19 protein-coding genes are annotated in these 20,393 nt (G+C 72.0%); 14 read left to right on the top strand and 5 right to left on the bottom strand.

Annotated features, from left to right (window positions below):
• The first annotated feature begins 397 nt into the window (after positions 1-397).
• From FS641_RS17080 to FS641_RS17040, 9 genes are all read left to right on the top strand, one after another.
• Positions 398-1,237, top strand: a complete 840-nt coding sequence (locus FS641_RS17080) for a hypothetical protein (protein WP_144766061.1) — start codon at positions 398-400, stop codon at positions 1,235-1,237.
• The gene (locus tag FS641_RS17075) at positions 1,209-2,243 is read left to right on the top strand and encodes an HAD-IIA family hydrolase (protein WP_144765993.1); all 1,035 of its coding nucleotides are present in this window, start codon (positions 1,209-1,211) and stop codon (positions 2,241-2,243) included. Before FS641_RS17080 ends, FS641_RS17075 begins: the two co-directional genes overlap by 29 nt.
• Before the next feature lie 10 nt (positions 2,244-2,253).
• Entirely contained in the window at positions 2,254-2,451 is a 198-nt protein-coding gene (locus tag FS641_RS17070) for a hypothetical protein (protein ID WP_260855905.1), read from the top strand.
• Positions 2,444-3,265, top strand: coding sequence for a TlyA family RNA methyltransferase (locus FS641_RS17065; RefSeq protein WP_260855904.1), 822 nt, complete (start codon positions 2,444-2,446; stop codon positions 3,263-3,265). The genes FS641_RS17070 and FS641_RS17065 overlap by 8 nt, the downstream gene beginning before the upstream one ends.
• Entirely contained in the window at positions 3,262-4,188 is a 927-nt protein-coding gene (locus FS641_RS17060; protein ID WP_144765991.1) for an NAD kinase, read from the top strand. Before FS641_RS17065 ends, FS641_RS17060 begins: the two co-directional genes overlap by 4 nt.
• The gene (recN, locus tag FS641_RS17055; RefSeq protein WP_144765989.1) at positions 4,185-5,876 is read left to right on the top strand and encodes a DNA repair protein RecN; all 1,692 of its coding nucleotides are present in this window, start codon (positions 4,185-4,187) and stop codon (positions 5,874-5,876) included. Before FS641_RS17060 ends, recN begins: the two co-directional genes overlap by 4 nt.
• A 157-nt stretch (positions 5,877-6,033) precedes the next feature.
• Positions 6,034-7,749: a CTP synthase gene (locus FS641_RS17050; RefSeq protein WP_313957807.1), complete on the top strand. Its 1,716-nt coding sequence runs from the start codon at positions 6,034-6,036 to the stop codon at positions 7,747-7,749.
• Between the two features lie 112 nt (positions 7,750-7,861).
• The gene (locus FS641_RS17045) at positions 7,862-8,440 is read left to right on the top strand and encodes an NUDIX hydrolase (RefSeq protein ID WP_260855903.1); all 579 of its coding nucleotides are present in this window, start codon (positions 7,862-7,864) and stop codon (positions 8,438-8,440) included.
• A 24-nt stretch (positions 8,441-8,464) separates the two neighbouring features.
• Positions 8,465-9,457, top strand: coding sequence for a site-specific tyrosine recombinase XerD (locus tag FS641_RS17040; protein ID WP_144766051.1), 993 nt, complete (start codon positions 8,465-8,467; stop codon positions 9,455-9,457).
• A 168-nt stretch (positions 9,458-9,625) separates the two neighbouring features.
• On the opposite strand, the gene FS641_RS17035 is transcribed toward FS641_RS17040, so the two are convergent.
• On the bottom strand, positions 9,626-10,090 hold the full coding sequence (locus tag FS641_RS17035; RefSeq protein ID WP_144765987.1) for a DUF2510 domain-containing protein: 465 nt from the start codon (positions 10,088-10,090) through the stop codon (positions 9,626-9,628).
• Between the two features lie 103 nt (positions 10,091-10,193).
• Positions 10,194-11,231, bottom strand: coding sequence for an LLM class flavin-dependent oxidoreductase (locus FS641_RS17030; protein ID WP_144765985.1), 1,038 nt, complete (start codon positions 11,229-11,231; stop codon positions 10,194-10,196).
• A gap of 49 nt (positions 11,232-11,280) precedes the next feature.
• Between FS641_RS17030 and FS641_RS17025 the strand changes: the two genes are divergently transcribed.
• Both FS641_RS17025 and FS641_RS17020 read left to right on the top strand, forming a co-directional pair.
• Positions 11,281-11,613 (top strand): TraR/DksA C4-type zinc finger protein, encoded by a 333-nt coding sequence (locus FS641_RS17025; protein WP_144765983.1) that lies wholly within the window; start codon positions 11,281-11,283, stop codon positions 11,611-11,613.
• Between the two features lie 177 nt (positions 11,614-11,790).
• On the top strand, positions 11,791-12,216 hold the full coding sequence (locus FS641_RS17020) for a TIGR02611 family protein (protein ID WP_260855902.1): 426 nt from the start codon (positions 11,791-11,793) through the stop codon (positions 12,214-12,216).
• Between the two features lie 475 nt (positions 12,217-12,691).
• Here the strand turns inward: FS641_RS17020 and FS641_RS17010 are convergent, their stop codons facing one another.
• Positions 12,692-13,948: an MFS transporter gene (locus tag FS641_RS17010; protein ID WP_144765979.1), complete on the bottom strand. Its 1,257-nt coding sequence runs from the start codon at positions 13,946-13,948 to the stop codon at positions 12,692-12,694.
• Between the two features lie 102 nt (positions 13,949-14,050).
• On the opposite strand from FS641_RS17010, the gene FS641_RS17005 reads away from it, so the two are divergent.
• Both FS641_RS17005 and FS641_RS17000 read left to right on the top strand, forming a co-directional pair.
• Positions 14,051-14,416: a helix-turn-helix transcriptional regulator gene (locus FS641_RS17005; RefSeq protein WP_144765977.1), complete on the top strand. Its 366-nt coding sequence runs from the start codon at positions 14,051-14,053 to the stop codon at positions 14,414-14,416.
• A complete protein-coding gene (locus tag FS641_RS17000) occupies positions 14,413-15,993 on the top strand; it encodes a methyltransferase (protein WP_395879783.1) in 1,581 nt (526 codons plus the stop codon). The genes FS641_RS17005 and FS641_RS17000 overlap by 4 nt, the downstream gene beginning before the upstream one ends.
• Before the next feature lie 3 nt (positions 15,994-15,996).
• Here FS641_RS17000 and FS641_RS16995 read toward each other — a convergent pair whose 3' ends face one another.
• A complete protein-coding gene (locus tag FS641_RS16995; RefSeq protein ID WP_186317819.1) occupies positions 15,997-16,860 on the bottom strand; it encodes an NAD(P)-dependent oxidoreductase in 864 nt (287 codons plus the stop codon).
• Between the two features lie 141 nt (positions 16,861-17,001).
• Positions 17,002-17,592: a TetR/AcrR family transcriptional regulator gene (locus FS641_RS16990; protein WP_144765975.1), complete on the bottom strand. Its 591-nt coding sequence runs from the start codon at positions 17,590-17,592 to the stop codon at positions 17,002-17,004.
• Positions 17,593-17,762: 170 nt separating this feature from the next.
• Between FS641_RS16990 and FS641_RS16985 the strand changes: the two genes are divergently transcribed.
• Entirely contained in the window at positions 17,763-20,240 is a 2,478-nt protein-coding gene (locus FS641_RS16985; protein WP_144765973.1) for a glycoside hydrolase family 3 C-terminal domain-containing protein, read from the top strand.
• Positions 20,241-20,393 lie beyond the last annotated feature (153 nt).

Raw genomic sequence — 20,393 nt, 5'->3', positions numbered from 1 at the left:
TGGGGACCGTCCGTTCAACTCGGATCGTCCGCGCCGGGATGGGGACCGTCCGTTCAACTCGGATCGTCCGCGTCGGGATGGGGATCGCCCGTACAACTTGGATCGTCCGCGTCGGGATGGGGACCGTCCGTACAACTCGGATCGTCCGCGTCGGGATGGGGATCGTCCGTACAACTCCGATCGCCCGCGCCGGGACGGGGACCGTCCGTTCCGCGGCGGCAACGACCGCCCTCGCCGCGACGGTGACCGGCCGGAGGAACGTCGTCGGTTCGGTGACGGGACTCGCGGCCCGGGCGCGCGCTTCGGCGAGGCCACGCGGGACGACTGGGAAGACCGCGACCCGTACGGCACCAAGTCGATCCGCCCGCGCCACGAGGACCCCGAGATCCCCGAGGACGTGCAGGCGCGTGACCTCCACCCGCAGGCCCGTGCCGAGCTGAAGACCCTCAGCAAGGACAACGCGGACTGGGTCGCCCGGCACCTCATCACCGCGGCGCTGCTCGTGGACGAGGACCCCGAGCTCGCGAACCAGCACGCGCTGAGTGCAGCGCGCCGTGCGGGCCGTGTCGCCGTGGTCCGCGAGACGGCTGCGATCACGGCCTACCGGCTCGGCGACTTCAGCACGGCGCTGCGGGAGCTCCGGACCTACCGCCGGATCTCCGGCCGGAACGACCAGCTGCCGATGATGGTGGACTGCGAGCGCGGCCTCGGCCGTCCGGAGCGTGCGCTCGAACTCGGGCGGTCGGTGGACCGTGCGGGTCTCGAGCCCGGTGTGCAGGTGGAACTCGCGATCGCGATGTCCGGTGCGCGGATCGACCTCGGGAACCCCACAGCGGCCCTCGGGGAGCTGGAGATTCCACAGCTCGACCCCTCGACGGCCTACAGCTGGTCGCCGGCTCTCTACAGTGCTTACGCGGCGACGCTCGAGGAGCTCGGGCGTCAGGACGAAGCCGACGAGTGGTGGGCGCGCGTGGACCGTGCGGCCGCGGCCCTCGCGGAAGCCGCCGATGACGATTCTTGGGAGACAGTGGATGTGGTCGAGGAAGCGATCGAAGTCGACGAGCCCGAACGGCACGACGAGCCCGAGCAGCTCGACGAGCCCGAGCAGCTCGACGAGCCCGGCGAGCCCGACCAGCTCGAGCCCCTCGACGAACCCGCCGAGGACGAACCCGACGACGACCTCGGCGAGATCGACGAGGACAACCCCCGTGACGTCGACGGCTCCGCAGCCGGCTGACACCCCGCGTCCGCCGACGGACGGCGTCGACGTGGTCCTCACGGACCTCGACGGCGTCGTCTACCGCGGGCGCAACGCGATCCCGCACGCGGTCGAGGCACTGACGCGCGCGTCGTTGACGGCCCGTGTCGGCTACATCACGAACAACGCATCGCGTCGCCCCTCGGACGTCGCCGAGCACCTCGAGCGCTACGGGCTCGAGGTCACCGCGGACGACGTCGTGACGAGCTCACAGGCCGGCGTCCGGCTGCTCGCGACGCTCGTCCCCGAGGGCTCCACGGTCCTGGTGATCGGCGGCATCGGGCTGACGAGCATCGTCGAACAGGCCGGCTTCACCGTCACCTCGAGTGCGGACGATGCACCGGCGGCCGTCATCCAGGGCTTCTCGCCCGACCTCGGGTGGCAGCAGCTCGCCGAGGCGTCGTTCGCGCTCGCGGACCCCGACGTCCCGTGGGTCGCGACGAACATGGACTGGTCGATCCCGGTCGAGCGGGGGATCGCTCCCGGCAACGGCACCCTGGTCGCGGCCGTGCACCAGGCGGTCGGGCGGATGCCGGTCGTCGCGGGCAAGCCGGAACGACCGATCTTCGACGCGGCTCTGGCACGCTTCGGGGGGGAGCGTCCGCTGTTCATCGGGGACCGCCTGGACACGGACATCAAGGGCGCGAACGACGCCGGCATCCCCAGCGTGCTCGTGCTCACGGGCATCGACCAGGCCAAGCAGGTGCTCGCGGCGGATCAGCGCTCGCGGCCGACCTACGTGCTGCAGGACCTCCGCGGCCTCGCCGAGCCGTACCCGGTCACACACCGCCACGAGGCCGAGGACGGCACCCGGTTCGTCAGTGTCGGTGATGCGACCGTGCGGATGCGGCAGCACGTGGTCCGCGTCGAGCGTGCCGGCGACGACCCGATGGACCTGCTCCGCGCCGGGGCGACCGCGATCTGGGACTCCGGCCTGGCCATCTACGGTCTCGACGTCGACCCGCAGCTCTACGGCGGCGAGTAGCGTGACGGACGTGCCGACCATCCGAGCAGCGTCCGATCCGGACGAGCAGACGCAGTCGGGGGCGCCGGAGCCGACGGCGACGAGTGACGTCGCCCGACGCGCGCGCGAGGCCGAGTCCCTGCCCCTGTCGGAGCGTGCTGACGCGTTCGCCGCCCTCCACGACGAGCTGCGCACGCGGCTCGAGAGCGGTGGCACCGCGAGTGCCTGAGACCGACGTGTCGAGCACGGCACGCCTGGACGCCGCCGTCGCCGCCCGGGGACTGGCGAAGTCCAGGACCGCCGCAGCGAAGCTCATCCAGGACGGCCGTGTGAGCGTGGACGGGTCCGCCGTCGTGAAGCCGTCCGCGCCGGTGCTGCCGGGCGCCGCCATCGTGGTGGACGCCGGCGACGAGTGGGTCTCCCGCGCGGCGCTCAAGCTCGTCGGCGCGCTCGACATTTTCGGCGTGGACCCGAGCGGACGGGTTGCCCTCGACGTCGGGGCGAGTACGGGCGGGTTCACGCAGGTGCTCCTCGCGCGCGGAGCTCGTCGGGTGGTGGCGCTCGACGTCGGCCACGGACAGCTCGACCCCGTCGTGGCACTCGACGACCGCGTCGCCGTGGTGGAGGGCGTGAACGCCCGCAACCTCACCAGCGACGACTACCTCGCGCTCGACCCCGCGGCCTCGGCCACGTCGCTCGTGGTCGGGGACCTCTCCTTCATCAGCCTGCGGCTCGTGCTCCCGGCGCTGGCCGAGTCCGTGCCGGCGGACGACTTCGTCCTGCTCGTCAAGCCGCAGTTCGAGGTCGGCCGGGGCGGGGTCCGCGAGGGCATCGTCCGTGACGCCGGACTCCGGGGTGACGCGCTCATGAACGTGCTCTGGGCCGCATGGGACCTCGGCCTCGGAACCGCGGGACTCGCCGCGTCCCCGATCCTCGGCACGCACGGCAACCACGAGTACCTCGCGCGTCTCCAGCGGGGCGCAGGGTCCAATCCGACAGAATGGATCCACCGGGCGACGGAACTGGCGGAAGGAGCTCCATGAGCGACGAACGGCACATCCTGCTCGTGTCGCACACGGGGCGTCGGGACTCGATCGACGCGGCGGTGGAGGTCTGCGACCTCCTGCACGCGGCCGGGCTGGTGCCCGTGATGCCCTTCGACGAGTACGCCGACATCCGGCGCGCCGAGGCGTCCGTCGGCCAGGTCCACATCCTCGGTGTCGACGTGCAGGCCGACGACCTCGAGATCGTCATCGTCCTCGGCGGCGACGGCACGATCCTGCGTGCCGCCGAACTCGTCCGCGGGACCCACGCACCGCTCGTCGGGGTGAACCTCGGACACGTCGGCTTCCTCGCCGAGAGTGAGCGCGACGGTCTCTCCGAGACGGTCGAACGCGTGCTGGTCGGCGAGTACAAGGTCGAGGAGCGCGTGGCGTTGCAGGTCGACGTCGTCGTCGGGCAGGAGATCGTCTGGTCGTCCTGGGCCCTCAACGAGGCCACCATCGAGAAGGCCTCACGCGAGCGCATGCTCGAGGTCGTCACCGAGGTCGACGGCCGCCCGCTGTCCTCGTTCGGCTGCGACGGCGTCGTGGTCGCGACCCCGACCGGGTCGACGGCGTACTCGTTCTCCGGCGGTGGCCCGATCGTCTGGCCGGACGTCGACGCCCTCATCATGGTGCCGCTCAGCGCCCACGCCCTCTTCTCGAAGCCGATCGTCGTCGGACCGGACCGCGTGCTGGCCGTCGAGGTGCTCCGACGCACGAGCGGCATCGGCGTGCTCTGGTGTGACGGTCGCCGCACCCATGACCTGCCGCCTGGGGCCCGGATCGAGGTCCGACGGTCGCCGGAACCGGTCCGCGTGGCACGCCTGAAGGACGCCGAGTTCACGGACCGGCTCGTGGCGAAGTTCCAGCTGCCCGTCGCCGGGTGGCGCGGACCGCAGCACGACGACGAGGACCGCCTGTGATCCAGGAGATCTCCATCAACGACCTCGGGGTCATCGGCGACGCGACGCTGGAACTCGGTCCCGGGTTCACCGTCGTCACCGGCGAGACCGGTGCCGGCAAGACGATGATCGTCACCGCGCTGGGCCTCCTGCTCGGCGCCCGTGCCGATGCCGGCTCCGTCCGCCGCGGTGCGTCGAGCGCCGTCGTCGAGGGGCGCTGGGACATCCCGGACCACGCTGCCGTCGCAGAACGCGTCGAGGACGCCGGGGGAGCGGTCGAGGACGGCGAGCTCATCCTGACCCGCACGGTGTCGGCGGAGGGCCGGAGCCGTGCCACGGTCGGCGGTCGCAGCGCTCCCGTCGCGGTGCTGGGCGAACTCGCGGACCAGCTCGTCACGGTGCACGGGCAGTCCGACCAGATCCGTCTGACCTCGTCGACGGCGCAGCGCGCAGCGCTCGACGGCTTCGGTGGCGCGGCGGTCGAGAAGGCCCTGGGCCGGTACGTCGCCGCGTACGACACCTGGCAGCAGCACACTGCCGACCTCGAGACCCTCACGCGGGACCGCGACGACCGGCTCGCCGAGGCTGCCCGGCTGCGCGAGGCCTCCGACGAGATCGAGGCCGCCGCGCCGCAACCGGGCGAGGACGACGAACTCCAGGAACGGGCGGACCGGCTCGGGAACCTCGAGGAGCTCCGCCTCTCCGCCGGGCTCGCGCACGAGGCGATCTCGTCCGAGTCCCTCGACGGCACCGACGTCATCGGCCTGGTCGAGGCCGCCCGGCGCGCCGTCGAACGCGTCGCGGGTTCCGACAGCACCCTGCAGCCGGTGCTCGAACAGCTGACCGAGCTCGGCATCCAGGCCAGTGAGGCATCCGCGTCCCTGTCGAGCTACCTCGGCTCGCTCGAGCCCGACGCTGGCCACGACCTGGAGCTCATCAACGAGCGGCGAGCCCTCCTGGCCGGGCTCACGCGCAAGTACGGCGACACCGTCGACGACGTCATCGCCTTCGGCGAGCGTGCGAGCGACCGGCTGCTCGAGCTCGACGGCGACGACGACCGGATCGTCGCACTGCAGCAGGCAGTGGAACAGGGCGAGCAGGCCCTCGCGGCCGCGGCGGACGCCCTCACGGCCGCTCGCGCGAAGGCGGCGACGGACCTCGCGAAGCGCGTCACCGCCGAGCTGAAGACGCTCGCGATGGCGGGTGCGACGCTCGTGGTCGAGGTCACCGACGCTGGCGAGTACCGCAGGCACGGACGCGACCAGGTGGCGATCCTGCTCCAGCCGCACTCCGGAACGGATCCGCGTCCGATCGGCAAGGGCGCGTCGGGTGGTGAGCTCTCCCGTGTGATGCTCGCGATCGAGGTCGTCATGGCCGGTTCCACGACGGTGCCGACGTTCGTGTTCGACGAGGTGGACGCCGGCGTCGGCGGTGCCGCGGCGATCGAGATCGGGCGGCGACTGGCGAAGCTGGCCGAACGGACGCAGGTCATCGTCGTGACGCACCTGGCGCAGGTCGCGGCGTTCGCGACGAACCACCTCAACGTGGTCAAGGACGCCAGCGGCGCGGTGACGTCGTCGAGTGTGCGGCGGTTGGAGGGCGACGAACGCCTGCAGGAGATGGCACGCCTGCTGTCCGGGCTCGGTGACAGCGCCAGCGGCATGGAGCACGCCCGCGAACTCCTCGAGGTCGCCGCGCAGTCCGCCTGACCGGACGCGGTCCGAGACGGTCTACCGCGCAGACTGCCTGACCGGACGCGGTCCGAGACGTGGCCCCGTGCTCTGGACCGGGCCACCTGCCGGACCGACACGCGACCGGCGGACGTGGGTCGCGCCTCCCGGCAGTTCTGACGTACGATGGAATCCCGTGGCGGACACTCTCAGCGGCGGTACCAATTCCTCGAACACGACCCCGAAGGTGACGAAGCAGATCTTCGTGACCGGCGGGGTCGTCTCGTCTCTCGGCAAGGGCCTGACGGCAGCCAGCCTCGGCAACCTCCTCACGGCGCGCGGCCTCAAGGTCGTCATGCAGAAGCTCGACCCGTACCTCAACGTCGACCCGGGCACCATGAACCCGTTCCAGCACGGTGAGGTCTTCGTGACCGACGACGGCGCCGAGACGGACCTCGACATCGGGCACTACGAGCGCTTCCTCGACATCAACCTGTCGCAGGCGGCGAACGTCACGACCGGGCAGGTCTACTCGACGGTCATCGCCAAGGAGCGTCGTGGCGAGTACCTCGGCGACACGGTGCAGGTCATCCCGCACATCACCGACGAGATCAAGCGTCGGATGCGCGAGCAGGCGTCGAACGACCCGCAGCCCGACGTCATCATCACCGAGGTCGGCGGCACCGTCGGCGACATCGAGTCGCAGCCGTTCATCGAGTCGGCCCGCCAGGTGCGCCACGAGCTCGGCCGCAACAACGTGTTCTTCGTGCACGTGTCCCTCGTGCCGTTCATGAACGCCTCCGGCGAGCAGAAGACCAAGCCGACGCAGCACTCCGTCGCCGCGCTCCGCTCGATCGGCATCCAGCCCGACGCGCTCGTGCTGCGCTCCGACCGCCCGGTGTCCGACGCGAACAAGCGCAAGATCGCGCTCATGTGCGACGTCGACGAGGACGCCGTGGTGAACGCCGTGGACGTCCCCTCGATCTACGACCTGCCGACGCTGCTCAACACGCAGGGACTCGACCAGGTCATCGTCGACGCGCTGCACCTCGACGCCGGTCCCGTCGACTGGACGTCGTGGAACCCGGTGCTGCAGGCCGTGCACGAGCCGAAGAAGGACGTCACGATCGCGCTGGTCGGCAAGTACATCGACCTGCCGGACGCGTACCTCTCCGTCACCGAGGCGCTCCGCGCAGGTGGCTTCGCCCACAACGCGAAGGTCACGCTGAAGTGGGTCGTGTCCGACGACTGCACCACGCCCGAGGGTGCGGCGAAGCAGCTCGGCGACGTGGACGGCATCTGCGTGCCCGGCGGCTTCGGGGTGCGCGGCATCGAGGGCAAGCTCGGGGCGCTGAAGTTCGCCCGCGAGAACCAGATCCCCACGCTCGGCCTCTGCCTCGGCCTGCAGTGCATGGTCATCGAGTACGCCCGCCACGAAGCCGGTCTCGTCGACGCGTCGAGCTCCGAGTTCGACCCGGAGACCCCGACCCCGGTCATCGCGACGATGGCCGAGCAGGTGGACATCATCGCCGGTGGCGACCTGGGCGGCACGATGCGCCTCGGGCTGTACCCCGCGCACTTCACGGACGGGTCGCTCGCCGCCGAGCTCTACGGTGCGCCGGAGGCATCCGAGCGGCACCGCCACCGCTACGAGGTGAACAACCACTACCGCGAGCAGATCGCCGCCGCGGGCCTGCGGTTCTCGGGCACGTCGCCGGACGGCACGCTCGTGGAGTACGTCGAGCTCGACCGTGCGGAGCACCCGTTCTACATCGGCACGCAGGCGCACCCCGAGCTGCGCTCGCGTCCGAACAACGCGCACCCGCTCTTCGCGGGACTGGTCGAGGCCGCCATCGTGCGCAACGAGGCGTCCCGCCTCTTCGACCCGGAGTCGGAGAGCGTCGCGTCCTGAGGTGACCATGCCCGTCACCGGAGGCTCGGTGCCAGCTGGCACCGAGCCTCCAGTCCGTCCCAGGGTCGCGCCCGCTCGACGGGGTGACGGTGGACGCTGGTTGGATGGGGACGTGACTGACGCACCCATCGCCGACGAGCCCGCATCCTTCGACGTGACCGACTCAGCCCTCGTGTACGACGGCGCCGTGTGGGACGTCCGTCGCGACACCGTGGCCTACGGGGACGGCAGCATGGTGCGGGAGTACATCGACCACACCGGGGCGGTCGCCGTCTGGGCCGAGGACGACGAGGGACGCGTGCTCGTCATCCAGCAGTACCGGCACCCGGTGCGGCTCCGCGACTGGGAACTGCCGGCGGGACTGCTCGACCACGAGGGCGAGGACCACCTCACCGCCGCACAGCGGGAGCTGGCCGAGGAGGCCGACGTCGAGGCGGACACGTGGGAACCCCTCGTGCACTACAACACCTCGTCCGGCGGCAGCAACGAGTTCATCGAGATCTTCCGCGCGCGGGGCGTCCGTGCCACCGAGTCGTCGTTCGAGCGCGAGGCCGAGGAAGCGGACATCGAGGTCCGCTGGGTGCCGCGGTCGGAGATCGTCGACGGTGTCTTCGCCGGACGGATCCACAACTCCGCGCTCATCGTCGCCGCGCTCGCCGTGGACGCGCTCGAGCGGCGGGCCGCGCAGTAGCCTCGTCGGATGACCACCGGTGCCGTGTCGCTCGACCGCGCGGTCGACGTGTACCTCCGGCACGTGGCGATCGAGCGGGGGCTGTCGCAGCACACCCTCGCGGCGTACCGACGTGACCTGGCGACGTTCGCCGCGTGGGTGGCGGAACAGCCCGGGGTCGACTCGGACGGTGCTGATCGTGCCGGCGGCTCGGCGGTGGTCGCGGACGTCGGGCGCCTGACACGAGCGGACCTCGCCGGCTTCGTCGCACACCTGGCGACCCGGGACGGCTCGCCGCTCGCGCCGCGGTCCGTCGCCCGGATGCTCAGTTCGGTCCGCTCGTTCGCGACCTTCGCCGCGGGCGAGGGCTGGCTCCCGCTCGACCCCGGCGCGTCCGTGCGTCCGCCGAAGGCGCCGATGCGGCTACCGAAGGCGATCTCGGTCGACGACATGGAACGGCTCCTGCAGGCGGTTGACGGCGACGACCCCGTGCAGCTGCGGGACCGGGCGCTCCTGGAGCTGCTCTACGCCACGGGTGCGCGCATCTCGGAGGCAGTCGGGCTGTCGGTCGACGACGTGACCACGCTGGCGTCCGAGGACGACAGCGACGACCTCGACACCGACGTCGCGGTCGTGCGGGTCACCGGCAAGGGCAACAAGCAACGGGTCGTCCCGCTCGGGAGCTACGCCAGGGCAGCGGTCGAGGCGTACCTGGTGCGGGCGCGGCCGGGGTTCGCCGCTCGTGGGCCGTCGACGCCGGCGCTGTTCCTCGGGGCACGCGGGGCACGACTGTCGCGGCAGAGTGCGTGGCTCGTCATCCAGGCGGCGGCCGAGCGCGCCGACCTGACCGACCACGTCTCGCCGCACACCTTCCGGCACTCGTTCGCGACGCACCTGCTCGAGGGCGGGGCGGACGTGCGCGTCGTGCAGGAGTTGCTCGGGCACGCGAGCGTCGCGACGACGCAGATCTACACGATGGTGACGGCGGACATGCTCCGCGACGTGTACCAGACGTCGCACCCGCGGGCGCGGCGCTGACGGGGTGGGGGTGGTTCGTTTCGCTCCCGCACAACCGGAAGCACACCGCGCAACGGACTTCGACGGCTCGGAGTGCTTCCGGTTGTGCGGCGCCGGCGCGGCGGCGGCGGCGCGGGCGGGCGGGCGGCGCGGTGCGGGCGGCCGGTGCGGTGAGCGGGCGAGTACCGGTCAGCGCGCGAGGGACCCGAGGTGGTCGGCCAGGGCGAGTGCGGCGACGATGCCCGTCGCGACGGCCAGCACGAGCGCAGAGCACGCGAGGCTCCGGGCGAGGACCCGCCATCGCCCGGTGACACCCGGACGGACGAGCGCGACGATCCCGACGACCGTGGCGAGGACGCTCAGCGCGCCGAGCGGGTTCCACACCGGTGACGCGACGGCGAGCACCACGGCGACGATCGCGACCACCGACAGCCGTCGGGAGGTACCGGCGCCGTAGGCCCACGCACGGTGGTCGACCGGACCCGCGCGGACCGAGAAGGCGGGCCCGGTCGGGGCGACCACCACGGGCAGCACCGGGCCGGGCCGCCCGTCGGGGAGGGGCCGCGTCGCCGCACCCCAGGCGTGGCCGTCCCACCAGCGGAGACGGCCGGCATCCCGCGGATCGGGGAACCAACCAGCTGCCGGGAGTGTCACGAGGGCTCCAGAGGACGGGGAACGGTGCCTCCCGACGCTACGGCCGGCAGGTACCGCTCCCCAGTCCCAACCCGGGTGTCGGCAGGATGGGGGACCGCTCGGGTCAGGCCGTCGCCGGGGTGGCGTCGACCTCGGAGAACACGTCCTTCACGGCGGCGAGGAGTCGGGCGTTGAAGTCGACGCCCAGCTGGTTCGGCACGGTCACGAGCACGGTGTCGGCAGCGCGGACCGCGGCGTCGGCGGCGAGTTCGGCCACCAGCTGCTCCGGCTCACCGATGTACGACCGGCCGAACCGGGCGAGCCCGCCGTCGAGGTACCCGACCTGGTCGGCACCCTCGACCTGCGCCCGGACGCCGAAGTAGTGGCGGGACTCGTCGTCGATGATCGGGATGATGCTCCGCGACACCGAGACCCGCGGGGTGCGCTCCCACCCCGACTCGGCCCAGGTGGTCCGGAACCGCTCGATCTGCTCCGCCTGGAGTTCGTCGAACGGCACGCCGGTGTCCTCGGTGAGGAGCGTCGACGACATGAGGTTCATCCCCTGCTCGGCGGTCCACTCCGCGGTGGCCCGGGTGCCGGCACCCCACCAGATGCGGTCGGGCAGCGTATCCGACAGCGGGAAGACCGGCAACGAGCCGACGGCGCCGGTCATCTGCGGGTTCGCGTTCGCCATCGGCTCGCCGGCGATCGCGCGGCGGAACACGTTCGTGTGGGCGCGTGCGAGGTCGGCACCGTTCGGGTCGGACGCCTCGGGGACGTAGCCGAACTGCTGGTACCCGGCCTGTGCGGTCTCGGGTGACCCACGGCTCACGCCGAGCTGCAGTCGCCCGCCGGAGATGAGGTCGGCCGCTGCCGCCTCCTCCGCCATGTAGAGCGGGTTCTCGTAGCGCATGTCGATCACGCCGGTACCGATCTCGATGCGGCTCGTCCGGGCGGCGATCGCGGACAGGAGGGGGAACGGCGCGGCCTGCTGCGGGGCGAAGTGGTGCACGCGGAAGTAGGCGCCGTCGACGCCCGCCTCCTCGGCGGCGACGGCGAGGTCGATCGCCTGGACGAGGGCCTCGCGGCCGCTGCGCACCTTCGACCCTGGGACGTCGCGCCAGTGTCCGAAGGAGAGGAACCCGATCTTGGTCATGTGCATGCGAACGCATCCGTGCACCCGGGCATTCCGACGGACTACGGTCGCGGGCATGGACGATCCCCGCGCCGCGCTGACGACCGAGCGGAGCCGTGCCGTCAAGCTGCTCGCCGACGTCGAGCGGAGCATGCGCGACGTGAGCGATGCCCGCGACGGCGCCAACACCGACGACGAGCACGACCCCGAGGGCGCGACGTTGGCGTGGGAACGAGGCTCGCTCGGCGCAGTCCGGGACGACGCCCGACGACGCATCGAGCAGGTGGACGCCGCACTCGCACGGCTCGACGCGGGCACCTACGGGACGTGTGCCGTCGGCGGCGAGCCGATCCCGGAGGCACGACTGGCGGCAGTCCCGTGGGCTGCGACCTGCGTCGCGCACGCGTGACGAGCCTCCAGTTCGAGCCGTGTCGACCACGCGGCTCCTCGCGCCCAGCGACCGTTCACGCGCTCCGCGGGCCGTGAAGTGTCGCTGAGCGCGGAACGCCGTCTGGCGGCTGCGCAGCGAGGCGACTGCCCACCGGCCGCGCTGCCGTTTCCCAGCCGCGCGCCCTACCGTTTCCACATGGAAGGCGACCCGAACCAGCGGACCGCGGCGGACCCCGGTGCCGCACCGCTGCGGCAGCGATTCCGGTGGTTCCACCGGATGCGCGAGTGGATCCACGCGCGGCCGCACGTCCACCTCTTCTACAAGGTGCTCGTCGGGATCGTCGGTGGGCTCGTCGTCGTGATCGGGCTGATCCTCGTGCCGCTTCCCGGGCCCGGATGGCTGGTCGTGTTCATCGGCCTGACGGTCCTGGCGAGCGAGTTCCACTTCTTCCACCGGATCATCACGTGGCTCCGGGCTCAGCTGCACCGTTTCTGGGACTGGGCGAAGGCGCGCGGACCGCGGTGGCTGCGGAACGCTGCCGACCGGGGCAAGGCGGATGTCGATGCCGCCCACGACGACGCGCACCGGAGCATGGGGCGGTCGGCGCGTCCGACGAATTAGGGGGCGGGCGTCCGGTGCACGGTGCGGCGTTGCCCGTGCGGACGGCCGACGCGGCACGGTGCGGCGATCGGCGTGCCGGGTACTCCGGCGCACGGTGCGGGGTTGTGCACGCGTGGCGGGGGTGGTGCGGCGTTGTCTGCCTGGTGCGGGGCACTACCGGCGCACGGTGCGGTGAACGCCGCACGGAGGACCAACGCTGCACGGTGCGGCTTGCGCGCCATACCGTGCCGCGTGCGCCGCGTCGAGGCGCCCGGCTTTCGGCGCACGGTGCGGGGTTGTGCACGCGTGGCGGGGGTGGTGCGGCGTTGTCCGCCTGGTGCGGGGCGCTACCGGCGCACGGTGCGGTGAACGCCGCACGGAGGACCAACGCTGCACGGTGCGGCTTGCCGCCCGGACGCTCATCGCCGCACGGACGGTCGACGTCGCACGGCGCGGTCAACGCCGCACCGTGCGCCGCGCCCGCCGCGCACGGCCGTCAGTCGGCCGTGCGCACCGCCCGGACCGACCCCGTCGCAGTGCGCTCGAGGGTCTCGGCGGCCTGCTCCTCGACATCGGCGGCGTCCCGCGACACGAGCTGCAGCACGAGGGCGACGGCCGCCGCGAGCACGATGAACGCGCCGTACCCGGCGATCACCGGGACGAAGCCGACCGCCGGCTCGAGCAGACCCCCGACGACCGCCGGAACGCCGAACGCCAGGTAGCTGACGATGTAGATCGTCGAGAGCAGCCCGGCACGGTGCGTGGGTGCGGCGGTGGCGAGGAGCATCCGGAGCGGCGCCTGGAACCCGGCACCGAAACCGACCCCGGCGACGGCGCTGCCGACCACGAGGCCCGGGAGTGCGTGCGCGACCACGAACACGACGGTGAGGACGGGCCCGAGGATGAGTCCCACGAGCCCCACGAAGACCGCGATCCGCGTGTCGAGCCGCTGGATCGCGAGACCGGTCAGCGCACCGACCCCGGTGACGACGGCGATGAGCGCACCGGCGGCGAAGTGGTTCTCGATGCCGAACACGGCGCTGAGTGCTGACGGCACGAGCGACAGGAACATGCCACCGAGCGCCCAGCTGGCGACGAGCGACCCGCTGACGCTGCGGAAGAGCCGACGCGACGACCGGGGGACCGAGATCGTCGGGCGCAGGGAGCGCAGGGCACCCGGACGTCGGGTGACCCGTTCGGGGACGATCCAGAGTGCGAGCACCATGAGGAGCAGGAGCACGCCGAACAGCACGTAGACGAACTGCTCCGGCGCCGGGCCCCACTCCACGAGTGCACCGCTCGACAGGGCACCCGCTGCGAGTGCGACCGGCGGCACGACACCGTTCAGCACGCCGGCGAGGTTCGGGTGCGCCTCGAGGGAGTGGTCGATGAGCGCGGCACCGAGGGACCCGATCAGCAGCCCGACGGAGACGCCCTGCACGATGCGGTCGACGATCAGCGCACCCAGGCCGTCCGCGACCGCGAACAGCGCGAGCGACGCCACGACGCCGAGCCCACCGACGACGAGCACGGGCTTCCGCCCGACGTGGTCGGACAGGCGCCCGGCGACGAGCAGGCTGACGAGCAGTCCGGCGACGTAGATCGCGAAGACCCCGGTGAGCATGAGCGGCGTGAGGTGCCACTCGGCCGCGTACACGGGGTAGATCGGCGACGGCACGGCGGACGACGCCATCGCGACGAGCAGCATCGCCGCGATGATCCAGAACCCGGCGACGGAGCGAGCTGACTGCATGGGCATGCCTCCCAGTACGAAAGAAGTCGTACCGAATTGGTACCGTACCTTGCAGTACGACGCAAGTCGTACTGCGGAGGCAACGGTGGTAGCGTCCCGTCCATGCCCGAGCGCACCGCCGCCCCCGAACGGCTCCCGCAGCCGTCGGTCGCCGAGATGGACCTGCCCACCGTGATGGACGCCCTCTCGGACCCGATCCGGCTGGCGATCATGCACCGCTACCTCGTCGACGCCGCCGGTGGCGTGCGTAGTTGCGGGTGGGTGGGGATCGACCGGCCGAAGTCGACGCTGACGCACCACTTCCGCGTCCTCCGCGAGGCCGGGCTCCTCGAACAGCACCAGGAGGGCCTGACCCGGAGCAGCCGCGCACGCGTCGAGGACGTCGAGCAGCGGTTCCCGGGGCTCCTCGACCTGGTGCTCGACTGGCACGTGCCCGCCGAACTGCTGCGCGCCGAGGTCCCCGCGTGAGCGCGCCGACGGACCGGCCTCGGACACACGCACTGCCGACGATCGCCACGGACCCACGGGTCACGACGGCGCTCGCAGCGGACCTCACCGCGGCCGGGTTTACCGTGGAGGGTGTGGACGCGCTCTGGGGCACCGACGCCGCGGCTGCGCTGCACCGGGGGAACCGGGTCGCCGCCCTCCGTGCGCTCGACGCTCGTCCCACGACCCCGCTGGCCACGCTCGCCCGGCTGTTCGTCCTCGGCCTCGCCGTTCCGCAGGCCGACGCCGAGCGGGCCTTCCCGTCCGCGGGGATCGACGGGGTCGCCGCGGCCGGACTCCTGCGATCCGAGGACGAGCACGTGCTCCCGACGGTCGACCTCCGTCCGTACGCGTTCGTCGACGACGCGGGTGCCGGCAGCTGGTGGGTCGTCTCGGACCTCGGGGAACTCGCCCTCGGCGCCGCGCTCGACGAGGAGCACGTGCTCGGCATCGGCGGCGCCACCACCACGCTGAGCGGGCTGCAGGTCCCCGTGCCCGTCCGCCGCGTGCTCGACCTCGGCACCGGGTGCGGCATCCAGGCCATGCACGCGCGCCGCTTCGCCGACGAGGTCGTCGCCACCGACATCTCCCGCCGCGCCCTCGACATCGCCCGGTTCAACGCCGAGCTCAACGGCATCGACGGGATCGAGTTCCGCCTCGGCTCGCTGTTCGAGCCGGTCGCGGGGGAGCGGTTCGACCGCATCGTGTCGAACCCGCCGTTCGTCATCACACCCCGGAGCGAGGGCGTCCCCGCGTACGAGTACCGCGACGGCGGCATGGTCGGCGACGCGCTGGTCGAGACCGTCCTGCGCGGGCTCGCCGACCACCTCGAACCCGGAGGCACCGCCCAGCTGCTCGGCAACTGGGAGTACCACTGGGGCGTCGACGGCCTCGACCGGGTCCGCGCCTGGTTCGAGGACACCGACCTCGACGTGTGGGTCGTCGAACGCGAGCGGCAGGACCCGAACGCCTACGCCGAGACCTGGATCCGCGACGGCGGAACGAAACCCGGGACCGCGGCGTTCGACCGACTCGTGGCCGCCTGGCTCGACGACTTCCAGGCACGGAAGGTCACCGGCGTCGGCTTCGGCTACGTCGTCGTGCGTCGTCCCGTGGCCGGTTCGGTGCGCACGGGAGGCTCGGCTCGGCTCCGACGGTTCGAGCGCGTCCCCGAGACCCTCGGCTCCAACCCCGCGGGGCTCGGCGCGACGGTGGCCCGCCTCCTCGACGCGGTCGCGTGGTTGGCCGCACACGACGACACCGCCCTCGCATCGGCACACCTGACGGTCGCCGGTGACGTCACCGAGGAGCGCCACTACTGGCCGGGCAACGACGACCCCACCGTGATGACGCTCGTGCAGGGCGGCGGCTTCGGGCGCAGGGTCGACGCCGACACCGCGCTCGCCGCGTTCGTCGGCGCGTGCGACGGTGACCTGTCGGTGGCGGCGATCGTCGGAGCGCTCGCGCAGATCACCGGGGTCGACGAGCAGGCGCTCGCCGCGGACCTGCTGCCCGCCGCGCGCGGCCTGGTGCTCGACGGACTGCTCCTGCCCGCCTGACGATCAGGAGCGGTGGTCGCGCCAGCTGTGCTGCGGGTCGTAGCCGAGGAGCTCACGGGCCTTCTCGCTCGACAGCAGTGAGCTGACGCCGTCGATGTCCGCGCGGCGCTCGATGTCCGGGACGAACCGCTCGACGAGCTCGATCGTCGGGGTGTCCATCACGGTGTCCGGGCTCGCGATGACGAACGCCTCGAAGCCGGTCAGGTCGGCCTCGAGCGCCTTGCGCACCGCCTGGGCGCCGTCGCGGGAGTCGATGTAGGACCACAGGTTGAAGATCTTCGCCTCTGGGGTGGCGTCCCACGGGTACGACGGGTAGTCGGTCTCGTCCATGACGTTCGAGAACCGCAGCCCGATCATCTTCAGCGTCGGGTCCCAGCGGGTGAAGTGCCGGGCCATCTCCTCCTCGACGGCCTTGCCGAGCGAGTACGACGACTGCGGGCGGACCGCGAACCCCTCGTCGACGGGCAGGTAGGGCGGGTGGTGCTCGCCCATCGGGATGCCGAGGAGGGTCTCGCTCGAGGCCCACACCACGTTCGTGATCTTCGCGGCACGGGCCGCGTGGAAGACGTTGATCGACGCGGTGACGTTGTTCGTGATGAGGGCCACGTCGGGGACCTGGCCCGGGGCCGGGATGGCCGCGAGGTGCACCACCGCGTCGACCGAGTCGTAGCGGTCGTCGACACCGAGCAGGGCGTTCAGCACCTGGCCGTGGTCGGTCAGGTCGGTGCGGACGAACTGCACCCGCTCCGGCTTGTCCGGCGAGGGCACGCGGTCGAGGAGGACCACGTCGTACCCGTGCGCGTCGAGGTCGCGCACCACCGCCCGTCCGAGCTTGCCGCTGCCGCCGGTCACCACTACGCGCGTCATCGCGCCTCCGCTCATCGTCGAGGGTCGAGCTCACGCTCGTGCCTGATGCTCCCATCCTGCCGTGCGGGCGGTGGACGCGACCAGGCACTGGCGGTACCTCTCACGGCGGACCGGCACCGAGCCTCCCGTCCGCGCCGTCGGTCAGGAGGTGGTGGCGACCTGGGCGACGGCCAGGCGCACGACGAGCTCGACGTGCCTCGCCATGTCACGGGACGGGTCGTACAGCCACTGGATCTGCATGCCGTCCGAGACGGCGAGCAGGGTGCTGGTGAGCTGTTCGGCGTCGACGTCCTGCCGGAGGCGACCGTCCTGCTGCATGGCACGGAAGTCGGCTGCCATCGTGCGACGCGAGTTCTCGTACCGCTCCTGGAAGTAGGCGTGTGCCGGGTGGTCCTGGTCGGTCGCGGCGGCGGCGGACAGGTTCACGAACATCTGCACGAGCCCCGGCACCTCGGTGTTGTGCCGGACGATCGTGGCGAGCAGCTCGCCGGGGTCCGCCGCGTGCCAGTCGGTGGCGTTGTCGATCTCGTCTCGGCGGCGGAGGATCTCCACCCAGAGCTCGTCCTTGGAGTCGAAGTAGTGCAGCAGCCCGGCCTGCGTGAGACCGACCGCATCCGCGATGTCCTTGATGCTCGTCCGCCGGAACCCCTGCTGGGCCACGAGTTCCAGTGCCACCGTGAGGATCTCCTCGCGTTTGGCGATGCCCTTCGCGTAGGAACCCCGTCGTGTCATGGCAGGACTGTACCGCTCGTGCGCGGAGCCAAAAACCAAGTGGTGTTAGGTATTGCGTGGTACCGTGGCGCCAGCCGCCGACGGAGGCGCGCGAGTCGCCGACGACGGCGGCGCCCGACGGAGGTCGCGTGGCCCAGGCCGCACCGACCGCGACGAGAGGAACCACCATCGTGACCACCGTGAACGCCGTGAGCGCGGCCTCCGGATCGTCCCCGTTCGCCGAGCGCATCGACGCGCTCCTGGCGCAGCTGACGACCGACGAGAAGGTGCAGCTGCTCACCGGACGCGACTTCTGGACCACCTGGCCCATCGAGAAGATCGGGCTCCGCCGCATCCTGATGTCGGACGGTCCCTCCGGCGTCCGGGGCGAGGTCTGGGACGAGCGGGACCCGTCCCTCAACCTGCCGTCGGCCACCGCACTCGCGGCGAGCTGGGACCGCGCGATCGCGGAGCGCTACGGCGCCGCGGCAGCCGTCGAGGCCCGGCGGAAGGGCGTCGACGTCGTCCTCGGCCCCACCATCAACCTGCACCGGTCGCCGCTCGGCGGGCGACACTTCGAGGCCTTCAGCGAGGACCCCGTGCTCACCGGTGACCTGGCGGCGTCCTACGTCGCCGGCGTGCAGGAGAACGGCGTCGCCGCGACCCCGAAGCACTACGTCGCGAACGACTACGAGACCGACCGCTTCACCGCCTCGACCGAGGTCTCCGACCGGGCGCTGCGGGAGCTGTACCTGCTGGCGTTCGAGAAGGCCGTGACCGAGGCGCACGCCTGGGCGGTCATGTCCTCGTACAACGGCATCAACGGCGTCACCGCGTCCGAGAACGACCTGCTCGAGACGCCGCTGAACTCGGAGTGGGGCTTCGACGGCATCGTCGTGTCGGACTGGACCGGGGTGCGGTCGGTCGACGCGGCGAAGGCGTCCCAGGACGTCGCGATGCCCGGGCCGAACCCGTGGTGGAGCGAGGGGCCGCTCCTCGCCGCCGTGCGGGACGGTTCGGTGCCGGAGAGCGCGATCGACCGCAAGGTCCGCCGCATCCTGACCCTGGCCGCCCGCGTCGGCGCACTCGAGGGGTTCGAGCCCGTCGCGGCATCGCCCGTGCACGTCGAGGACGGCGTCGCCTTCGTCCGCGAGGCCGAGGCCGAGGGCACGGTGCTGGTCCGGAACACCGGTGTCCTGCCCCTCGACCCGGCAGCCGTGGCACGGGTCGCCGTCATCGGCCACAACGCGGACCAGGCCAGGACGCAGGGTGGCGGCTCCGCCACGGTCGTCCCGTCGCAGGTCGTGTCGCCCCTCGACGGCATCCGCGCGGCGTTCCCGTCAGCCACCGTCGAGCACACCATCGGCGCCGTCGTGCAGGAGGGCATCGCGGAGTTCCCGCTCTCCACCATCACGAACCCCGCGACGGGGGAGCCGGGCGCCCGCGTCGCCTTCGTCGAGGACGGGTCGGAGCTGTACGTCGAGGACCGCCGGGCGACCGCGCTGTTCTGGTTCGGCGGTGACGCCCCGACCCGCACCGCGGACCGGCTCGACATCACCACGACGTACACCGCACCGACCACCGGAACGATCCGGATCGGCATCGGCGCGGCCGGCCGATCGCGGATGTGGATCGACGGCGAGCTGCTCCTCGACGAGGAGGTGCCCTACGAGGGCGACCAGCTCGGCGCGGCCTTCCTCAACCCGCCGGCCAGGTCCGTCCCGGTGTCGGTTACCGCCGGCCAGCAGCTCGCCGTCCGGATCGAGTACGACATCGTCCAGGACGAGGCGCTCGGCGGGGTGCTCGCGTACCAGTTCGGCACCGAGCCGAGCGACGAGGACCCGTCGGTGCTCATCGCCGACGCCGTCGCCGCCGCCACGCGCGCGGACGTCGCCGTCGTCGTGGTCGGGACGAACTCGAAGGTCGAGTCCGAGGGCTACGACCGCACCTCGCTCGCGCTGCCCGGACACCAGGACGAACTCGTCGCGGCGGTCGCGGCGGCGAACCCGAACACCGTCGTCGTCGTGAACGCCGGTTCGCCGGTGGAGATGCCGTGGCGGAACGACGTCGCCGCGGTGTTGCTGACGTGGTTCGGCGGGCAGGAGTACGGCAACGCGCTCGCCGACGTGCTCACCGGTGCGCGTGAGCCGGGCGGCCGTCTGCCCACGACCTGGCCGGTCGCGATGGCGGACGTGCCCGTGCTCGACGTCACCCCGGTCGACGGGGCCGTCCGCTACGACGAGGGCGTGCACATCGGCTACCGGGCCTGGCTCCGCGCCGGGACCGAGCCGGCGTACGCGTTCGGCCACGGCCTGGGCTACACGACGTGGACGATCGACGGGCTCGCCGCGACGCCGACCGTCCGCGAGGGCGACGCGGCGATCGTCACGGCGACGGTCGCGAACACCGGCGCGCGTGCCGGCAAGCACGTCGTGCAGGTCTACGCCTCGCGGTCCGACTCCGCTGTGGACCGACCCGTGCGGTGGCTGGTCGGGTTCGCCCCGGTGCGGCTCGGCGCCGGTGAGTCGACCGAGGTCGCGATCGAGGTACCGGCACGGGCGTTCGCGCACTGGGACGGAGCCTGGGCGTACGAGCCGGGCACCTTCACGCTGCACGTCGGCTCGTCGGTGACGGAGCTCGCCGAGGCCGTCGACGTCGACCTCGTGTGAGCGTTCCCACATCCGGTTTCCGCGCACACGACCAGGTGGGGTCACTAGCATGGTCGCTGCGCCAGGCGGCTGGTTACCGTCGGCGCGCGCACCGTCACGGGTTCGCCTGCTGAGCGACACGGCCTCCTGATCCGGCCGTCGGAGCTCCGACGG

It is taken from the genome of Curtobacterium sp. 9128 (assembly GCF_007673775.1).
Classification (GTDB): Bacteria; Actinomycetota; Actinomycetes; order Actinomycetales; family Microbacteriaceae; genus Curtobacterium.
The sequence above is the reverse complement of the archived record's forward strand: the minus strand, read 5'-3'. Positions and strand labels throughout refer to the sequence as shown.